Annotated in this window: 8 protein-coding genes and 1 tRNA gene; 8 read left to right on the top strand and 1 reads right to left on the bottom strand. The window is 67.4% G+C overall.

Annotated features, from left to right (window positions below; genetic code table 11):
* The first annotated feature begins 262 nt into the window (after window positions 1-262).
* Window positions 263-952, top strand: a complete 690-nt coding sequence (locus AAFN89_RS18415) for a GntR family transcriptional regulator (protein ID WP_347540678.1) — start codon at window positions 263-265, stop codon at window positions 950-952.
* On the opposite strand, the gene AAFN89_RS18410 is transcribed toward AAFN89_RS18415, so the two are convergent.
* The gene (locus AAFN89_RS18410; protein WP_347540677.1) at window positions 949-1,926 is read right to left on the bottom strand and encodes a complex I NDUFA9 subunit family protein; all 978 of its coding nucleotides are present in this window, start codon (window positions 1,924-1,926) and stop codon (window positions 949-951) included. The two genes, AAFN89_RS18415 and AAFN89_RS18410, sit on opposite strands and share 4 nt — an antisense overlap.
* Window positions 1,927-2,067: 141 nt before the next feature.
* On the opposite strand from AAFN89_RS18410, the gene AAFN89_RS18405 reads away from it, so the two are divergent.
* The 7 genes from AAFN89_RS18405 (at window position 2,068) to rpoN (ending at window position 7,912) form a co-directional block, all read left to right on the top strand.
* Window positions 2,068-2,154, top strand: a tRNA-Leu gene (locus AAFN89_RS18405).
* 129 nt (window positions 2,155-2,283) lie between these two features.
* Window positions 2,284-2,901 (top strand): ribonuclease H-like domain-containing protein, encoded by a 618-nt coding sequence (locus AAFN89_RS18400; RefSeq protein ID WP_347540676.1) that lies wholly within the window; start codon window positions 2,284-2,286, stop codon window positions 2,899-2,901.
* Window positions 2,902-3,013: 112 nt separating this feature from the next.
* Window positions 3,014-4,012, top strand: coding sequence for a KpsF/GutQ family sugar-phosphate isomerase (locus tag AAFN89_RS18395; protein ID WP_347540675.1), 999 nt, complete (start codon window positions 3,014-3,016; stop codon window positions 4,010-4,012).
* The gene (gene lptC / locus AAFN89_RS18390; RefSeq protein WP_347540674.1) at window positions 4,009-4,701 is read left to right on the top strand and encodes an LPS export ABC transporter periplasmic protein LptC; all 693 of its coding nucleotides are present in this window, start codon (window positions 4,009-4,011) and stop codon (window positions 4,699-4,701) included. Before AAFN89_RS18395 ends, lptC begins: the two co-directional genes overlap by 4 nt.
* On the top strand, window positions 4,698-5,594 hold the full coding sequence (locus AAFN89_RS18385) for an LptA/OstA family protein (RefSeq protein WP_347540673.1): 897 nt from the start codon (window positions 4,698-4,700) through the stop codon (window positions 5,592-5,594). Before lptC ends, AAFN89_RS18385 begins: the two co-directional genes overlap by 4 nt.
* The gene (lptB, locus tag AAFN89_RS18380; RefSeq protein WP_347540672.1) at window positions 5,591-6,382 is read left to right on the top strand and encodes an LPS export ABC transporter ATP-binding protein; all 792 of its coding nucleotides are present in this window, start codon (window positions 5,591-5,593) and stop codon (window positions 6,380-6,382) included. Before AAFN89_RS18385 ends, lptB begins: the two co-directional genes overlap by 4 nt.
* Window positions 6,383-6,394: 12 nt before the next feature.
* Window positions 6,395-7,912, top strand: a complete 1,518-nt coding sequence (rpoN, locus tag AAFN89_RS18375) for an RNA polymerase factor sigma-54 (RefSeq protein ID WP_347540671.1) — start codon at window positions 6,395-6,397, stop codon at window positions 7,910-7,912.
* Window positions 7,913-8,049 lie beyond the last annotated feature (137 nt).

The raw sequence follows: 8,049 nt of genomic DNA, 5'->3' as shown, positions 1-8,049 counted from the left end.
CAAGAAAGTCGCCATCATCGCCGTCGCCAGAAAGCTCCTCACCCACCTCAACGCCATGCTCAGAGACCGTAAAGCCTGGGCCTGACAACACAGTTGCCGGCTCGGGGGCCGGAATGACCAACATGGGAAGGCCCGCCCCACTCCTCATGGTGAGCCTGTCGAACCATGTAGGCCCCAAACCCACAGGACGATCACCCTGGAAACCTCCGGGACTTCACGATATCATGAAATTGGATCCAATCAACAATCGGCTTTTGGATACATGAAATCTCCTCTCGCGGCCCTCACCGGCCTGGACTCCCCGCCCCGGCACCGGACGGCGACGGAGTTCGTGGAGGCGGCGTTGCGGGCGGCGATCCTGGACGGGCGGCTCCCGGGCGGGACAGCCCTGCGGCAGGAGGAGGTGGCGCATATCTTCGGGGTCAGCCGGATGCCGGTGCGCGAAGCGCTGAGGCAGCTCGAGGCCCAGGCGCTGATCGACTTCCTGCCCCACAAGGGCGCGGTGGTCACGGCGATCTCAGCGGAGGACGCAGCCGACAATTACGCGATCCGCATGGCGCTGGAGCCGATGGCGCTCGGCCTGTCGATCCCGACGCTGACGCCCGACGACATCGACCGCGCGGCGGACCTGATCGCCGACATGGATCGGGAGCCCGATCCCGGCCGGCTGGGCGAGCTCAACCGCCGCTTCCACATGTCGCTCTACGCGCAGGCCGGCCATCCCCGGCTCCTGGCGCTGACCGAACAGCAACTTGCCTCAGCCGACCGCTATATCCGCTTCACCCTGGCGGCCAGAGGGCGGGACCAGCTCTCCCAAGGGGAGCACAGGGCGATGCTGGAGGCGGCGGCGCGCGGCGACGCGGAGACGGCGGTCGCCATCCTGCGGACCCATATGGCGACCGCCGCCCGGACGATCGCCGATTTCTTCAGGGAGCGGGAGCCGCGCCCCTAGCTCCCGGCGGGACGGCCCGGGCCGGAGAAGCGGCCGCCGGCGCGGTGGATGTCCATATAGGTCGGCAGGATGACCTCCACGGCCGCCGGCCGGTCGATCCCCAGATCGGCCAGCGTCGCCGCGTCCGGCGCGACGACGTTGTCGGTCTTGAGCTGCGCGAGCTGGTCGCTGGTCAGGAGCGGCCGGGGCAGGCGGCCCAGGATGGCCGCCTGGATTTTGGCGACGCCCCAGGGCACGGGGACCAGAAGCCGGCGGCGGTTGACTTCTCTCAGCATGAGCTGGAGCAGTTCTTTGAAGCTGTAGACGCTCGGCCCGCCCAGTTCATAGATCCGGCCCTTCGTCTCCGGCTTGTCCAGGGCGGCCACCACCGCTTCGGCCACGTCGCCGACAAAGACCGGCTGGAACCGCGTCCGGCCGCCGCCGATCAGCGGCAGCACGGGAGAGTAGCGGGCCAGCCTGGCGAACAGGTTGAAGAAGCTGTCCTCCGGTCCGAAGACGATCGACGGCCGCAGGATCGTGGCGTCCGGGAACGCCTCCAGCACCGCCTTCTCGCCCGCGGCCTTGGTCCGCGCATAAAGGGAGGGCGAGCTTTCCGAGGCGCCGATCGCGGAAATCTGGATCACCCGCGACACGCCCGCCTCAGCCGCCGCGCGGGCGATCCGCGCCGCGCCCTCGCGATGGGTGGCGGCGAAGGACTGGCGGCCCCGCTCATAGAGGATGCCGACGAGGTTGACGACAATGTCCGACCCCTCGACCGCCGCCCTGACGGAGGCGTCGTCGCGGATGTTGGCGAACACCGGCACAACCTGCCCGACCGATCCGGCGGTCCTGAGGAAGGCGGCCTCGTCGGGGTGGCGGGTGGCGACGCGGACGCGCCAGCCGCGCCGGGCCAGATCCCGCACCACATACCGGCCGATGAACCCCGATCCGCCGAAAACCGTCACCACCTTATAGTCGGACGCCCGCTGGGCCATCGCTCCGCTCCGAAAAAACCTGATCGCCTTCGCCGCCCGTGTTTATAAGCCCCCGCCGGCCTTGTCCACCGAAGGGTTGGAGCCGCGTCGAGATCGCTGTTGACATGGCCTGCGGCCCATCCTAGTAAAGCGGCCCGCGCTGCCCAGGTGGCGGAATTGGTAGACGCGCAGGTTTCAGGTACCTGTGGCCGAAAGGTCGTGGAAGTTCGAGTCTTCTCCTGGGCACCAACAGCGAAGGGCTTCGTTCCGGCGAAGCCCGCTTCAGACGCCAGAACCCGCCCCCGACCGGAGCGGGTTTTCGTGTTTCTGGCTCTGGCCAAAGACCTGGACCACACAGCATCCGAGGACGAACCGATCATGACGGCGGAACCCATCCTTCATCAGGGCGACCTTCCCAAAGGACTCGATCTGGGCCCTGTCGTCGCCGTCGATACGGAGACGATGGGCCTGAACCCGATCCGCGACCGGCTGTGCCTCGTCCAGCTTTCGACGGGCGACGGGACGGTCCATCTGGTCCAGTTCGCAGAAAGGGACTACGAGGCGCCAAACCTCTTCGCGTTGCTGAACGATCCGGACGTGCTGAAGCTGTTCCATTTCGCGCGGTTCGACATCGCCGCGCTGGCCTCCTATCTGGGCGTGATCTGCACGCCGGTCTATTGCACCAAGATCGCGTCGAAGCTGGTGCGCACCTTCACCGACCGGCACGGGTTGAAGGATCTGACCCGCGACCTTCTGGGCGTGGAGATCTCCAAGCAGCAACAGTCGAGCGACTGGGGCGCGGCGACGTTGACCCCGGAGCAACTGCGCTACGCCGCCGGCGACGTCCTCCACCTCCACCGCATCAAGGCCGCGCTGGACGAGATGCTGGAGCGCGAGGAACGGACCGAACTGGCGCAGGCCTGCTTCGATTTTCTGCCCACCCGCGCGCTGCTGGACCTTGAAGGTTGGCCGGACATGGACATCTTCGCCCATTAGGGGAATTCATCTTCCGCCGGTTTGACCGCCACCCGTCCGCGCGGCCATACTTCCGCTTCCTTCGAAGGAAGCATCATGCGGGCGACAATTCATTGAGTTGCTGGCAAAGCCCATGACCGCCAAGGCTGAGATCGACATCGCGCCCTCCGCTTCCCAGGCCCGCTCCGCCGGCCGCCGCGTCCTGGAGATAGAGGCGCGGGCGCTGCTGGATTGCGCGGAGGGCCTGGACGGCCGCTTCGACGCCGCGATCGACCTGCTGGCCGAAAACCAGGGCCGGGTCATCGTCACCGGCATGGGCAAGAGCGGCCATGTCGCCCGCAAGATCGCCGCCACCCTCGCTTCCACCGGCACGCCGGCCTTCTTCGTCCATCCGGGGGAGGCGAGCCATGGCGATCTGGGCATGATCGCGCGCGACGATTTGCTGATCGCCCTGTCCAACAGCGGCGGCACGGCGGAGCTGGCGGATATGCTGGCCTACGCCAAGCGCTTCCGCGTGCCGGTCGTCGGCATGACCGCGAAGGCGGAATCCGCGCTGGCGGAGGCGTCGGACGTGCTGCTGCTTCTGCCCGCCGCGCCGGAAGCCTGCCCGATGGGGCTGGCGCCCACCACCTCGACCACCATGATGCTGGCGCTGGGCGACGCGCTGGCCGTCGCCTTGCTGGAGCGGCGGGGCTTCTCCGCCGATGATTTCAGGATATTCCATCCCGGCGGGTCGCTCGGCCGCCGGCTGCTGAAGGTCGCAGAGATCATGCATGGCGGCGACGCCATTCCGCTGGCGACCGCCGACCGGGCGATGTCGGAGGTGCTGATCGTCATGACGGCCAAGAGCTTCGGCTGCGTCGGGATCGTCGATGCGGACGGCCGGCTGGCCGGCATCATCACCGACGGCGATCTGCGCCGCCACATGGCCGGCGACCTTCTGGCCCGCCGCGCGGAGGATGTCATGACCCCCGCGCCCCGCACCATCCGCCCGACCGCGATGGTGGAGGAGGCGCTGGCGGTCATGAATCTGGACGACCGGCCGGTCACCAGCCTCTTCGTCGTCGACGGCGAGCGCCGGCCGATCGGCGTCATCCATGTCCATGACGTGCTCCGCGCGGGGGTGACGTGACCGCCGATCCGACCGGGGCGGCCAGCCCTCCGGACCCGCCGGCGACGCCCGAGAGGCGGCGCTTCCGCTTCTCTCCGCAACAGAGCGAGCGCCGGCTGAACCGCCGCTACACGCGGCTGGTCGCCTGGGCCAAGATTGTATTGCCCACGGCCGCGCTGGGGCTGATCGCGCTGGTTATCCTGTGGCCGACCCTGCGGGACGAGATCGCGCCGCTTGCCGTCGAGGTGCAGCGGAACGAGGACGGCACCGTCCAGATGACCAACCCCCGCTATTTCGGAACCACCTCCAACGACCTCCCCTTCAGCGTCAGCGGCGTTTCCGCGGTGCAGAGCGGCGCGGAGGGCGGGGTGGTGGTGCTGGAGGCCCCGGAAGGGGAGATCACCATGGAAGACGGCATGTGGTATGCGCTGAATGCCGATACCGGCACGCTGGACCGCGAGGACGGCTTCCTGGAACTGCGCGGGGACGTTAATCTCTTCCGCGACGACGGGTTCGAAATGTTCACCGAGGCGGCGAACATAAACCTGGGGACCAATGACGCCTGGGGCGACCGTCCCGTGCGGGTCCAGGGGCCGACGGCGAATCTGACCGCCGAAGGGTTCCGCATCACCGATGGCGGCGATACGGTGATCTTCACCGGCGAATCGACGCTGGTGCTGCGCCCGTCGGCGGAATACGGAGAAGAATGACCGTGCCCGACTTGCCTAGGACCATTTTCTGGATCGCGCTCGCCGCGACCCTGGGGCTTGGCCAAGCCGCCCTTGCGCAGGATGCGGCGGAAGGCCAGGGGGCGGAGGAATCGCAGGGGCTGGGCGCGCAGCTTGGCGGCGACGACGAACCCATCGCCATCGACGCCTCGGAAAGCCTGGAATGGCTGAGCGAGGAGCAGCTCTATGTCGCGCGCGGCGACGCCAGGATGCGCCAGGGCGACACGGAGATCCAAGCCGACGTGCTGACCGCCGCCTATCGCGAACTGCCCGGCGGCGGGACGGAGATCTATCGCGCGACCGCGGAAGGCAACGTCGTCATCACCACGCCGACGGAGACCGTCACGGGCGACCACGGGGTCTATGAGCTGGACGAGGACACGTTCGTCCTGACCGGCGACAATCTGAGACTGGAGACCCCGACGGAGACGATCACCGCCCGCGACAGCCTAGAATACCGGCAGGCCGACCAGCTTGCCATCGCACGGGGCGACGCCGTCGCCATCCGGCCCAACGAATCGGGCGGCCAGGACAGGATCGAGGCGGACGTGCTGACGGCCGAGTTCGTGGAAGGCGAGGATGGCAGCCTAGTCATCGATGTCGTCAACGCTGAAGGCAACGTCGTCATCACGACGGCGACCGATGTCGCGCGGGGGTCCGAGGGCGTCTATGACGTGACGGAGCAGATCGCGACGCTCTCCGGCGATGTCAGGCTGACGCGGGGCGACAACCAGTTGAACGGCGAGCGCGCCGAGGTCGATCTGGAGACGGGCGTCAGCCGCCTTCTCGCCGGGTCGGACGGCCGGGTGCGCGGCCTGCTGGTGCCTTCGGACGGCAACGGCGAGGGCGCGGGCGAGGGTCAGGAAGCGCAATGAACCGCTTGGACGACGTCCCCGCCGGAACCGACGCGGAGGCCAGCGGCCCTCGGCTGGTGGCCGAGAATGAAGGGCTGGTCGCCAACAATATCGGCAAGCAATACAAGAAGCGCCCGGTCCTGCGCGACGTGTCGATGCGCCTCCAGCGCGCCGAGGCGGTGGGGCTGCTGGGGCCGAACGGCGCCGGCAAGACCACCTCCTTCTACATCATCACCGGGCTGATCGCGCCGGACTACGGCACGATCACCCTGGACGGGGCGGACCTGACCGACCTGCCGATGTACCGCCGGGCCCGGCTGGGCATCGGCTACCTGCCTCAGGAGGCCTCGATCTTCCGGGGACTGACGGTGGAGGAGAACATCCGCGCCGTGCTGGAGGTGACGGAATCCGATCGCGACGTCCGCGACGCCACGCTGGAGGATCTGCTGGCGGAATTCTCCATCTCCCACCTTCGCCGCGCGCCCGCGCTCGCCCTCTCGGGCGGGGAACGGCGGCGGGTGGAGATCGCCCGCGCGCTGGCCAGTCATCCTCACTTCATGCTGCTGGACGAACCGCTGGCCGGCATCGACCCGATCGCGGTCGGGGACATCCGCGACCTGGTCAGCCACCTGCGGGACCGAGGCATCGGCGTCCTCATCACCGATCACAATGTGCGGGAAACGTTGGAGATCGTGGATCGGGCCTATATCTTGCATAATGGCACGGTCCTGATGGAGGGCACGCCCGAGGAGATCGTCGCGCACCAGGACGTGCGTCGTGTTTACCTGGGTGAAAGATTCAGCCTTTAGAAGTTCTTGACCATGGCGCTGACCCAACGGCTCGATCTCAGGCAATCGCAGACGCTGGTCATGACGCCGCAGTTGCAGCAGGCGATCAAGCTGCTGCAGCTGTCCAATCTGGAACTTTCCGACTATGTCGACCAGGAGCTGGAGCGCAATCCGCTGCTGGAAAGGGATGACGGCGACAGCCACGATCCCGATCCCCGTGAGACCTACGAGGATGCGCCGGAGACGGAACTTTCCACCGACCGGGTCGGCGCGGACCGACTGACCGGCTCCGATACGATGGCCGGTTCGGACGGTCCGCTGGACACCGACTACGAGAATGTCTGGACCAGCGCCGGGACGGCGGACGCCGCCGCCGAGGCGGGGCCCGACGCGGGCGTTCCCTGGACCGGAAAGGGCGGCGGGTTCGACGATGGCGACTATGATTTCCAGCAGACCCTGTCGGAGCGGCCGAACCTCCGGGACCATCTGCTGGCCCAGGCGCGGGAGGAACTGCCTGCGCCGGCAGACCGGCTGATCGCCGCCCACCTGATCGACCTGATCGACGAGACGGGCTATCTGCGCGCGGAGTTGGACGCCGTCGCGGAGCAACTCGGCTGTTCCTTCGGGAAGGTCGAAACGGTGCTGGCGGCGCTCCAGAAGCTCGATCCGCCGGGCGTCGCCGCCCGCTCCCTGCCGGAATGCCTCGCCCTTCAACTCGCGGAGAAGAACCGGCTGGACCCCGCCATGGCAGCGCTGCTCGACAATCTCGATATGCTGGCGGCGCGAGACTATGCAGCGCTGATCCGCCTGTGCGGCGTCGACCGCGAGGATCTCGCCGACATGATCGCGGAGATCCGCGCGCTCGACCCAAAGCCGGGGCAGGCGTTCGACGGGGAAGTCGCCCAGATCGTCACGCCGGACATCCTGATGCGCCCGAAGGCGGACGGCGGCTGGGTGGTGGAACTGAACGCCGACAACCTGCCCAGGGTACTGATCAACCAGCGATATTATTCGGAGATCGCGGCCGGCGCGCGGACCAAGGCCGACAAGGACTATCTCACCGATTGCTTCGCCTCGGCCAACTGGCTGGTGAAGTCGCTGCACCAGCGTGCGACCACCATCCTGAAGGTGGCGACGGAGATCGTCTCCCAGCAGGGGCTGTTCTTCGCCCGGGGCGTCCAGTACCTGAAGCCGCTGATCCTGCGCGACATAGCAGATGCGATCGGGATGCATGAAAGCACCGTCAGCCGGGTGACCACGAACAAGTTCATCGCCACGCCACGCGGCCTGTTCGAACTAAAATATTTCTTCACCTCCTCCATTCAGGGCGCCAACGGCGCGGACGCCCATTCGGCGGAGGCGGTGCGTTTCCGGATCAAGAGCCTGATCGACGCGGAGACGGCCGGAACCGTGCTGTCGGACGACCGGATCGTGGAGCTGCTGCATGGCGACGGGATCGATATCGCGCGCCGCACCGTCGCCAAATATCGCGAGGGGATGAAAATCCCCTCCTCCGTCCAGCGACGGCGCGAAAAGGGCATTCGCCTCTAGCTTCGGAGGCGGGAAAGGGCCATCTTCTAGGGAGCGGTCGACAAGGCCGCGTGAACCGAGGGAGGGTTGCTTGACTTCACGACCACCCACACCTATGGTCCCGGCCCTCTGAAAGCGGCCCGCCACGGGCGGACGTT

The sequence above is a fragment of the Inquilinus sp. CAU 1745 genome (assembly GCF_039839375.1).
Lineage (GTDB): Bacteria > Pseudomonadota > Alphaproteobacteria > DSM-16000 > Inquilinaceae > JBDOQU01.
This window is presented reverse-complemented; position numbering and strand designations above follow the sequence as displayed.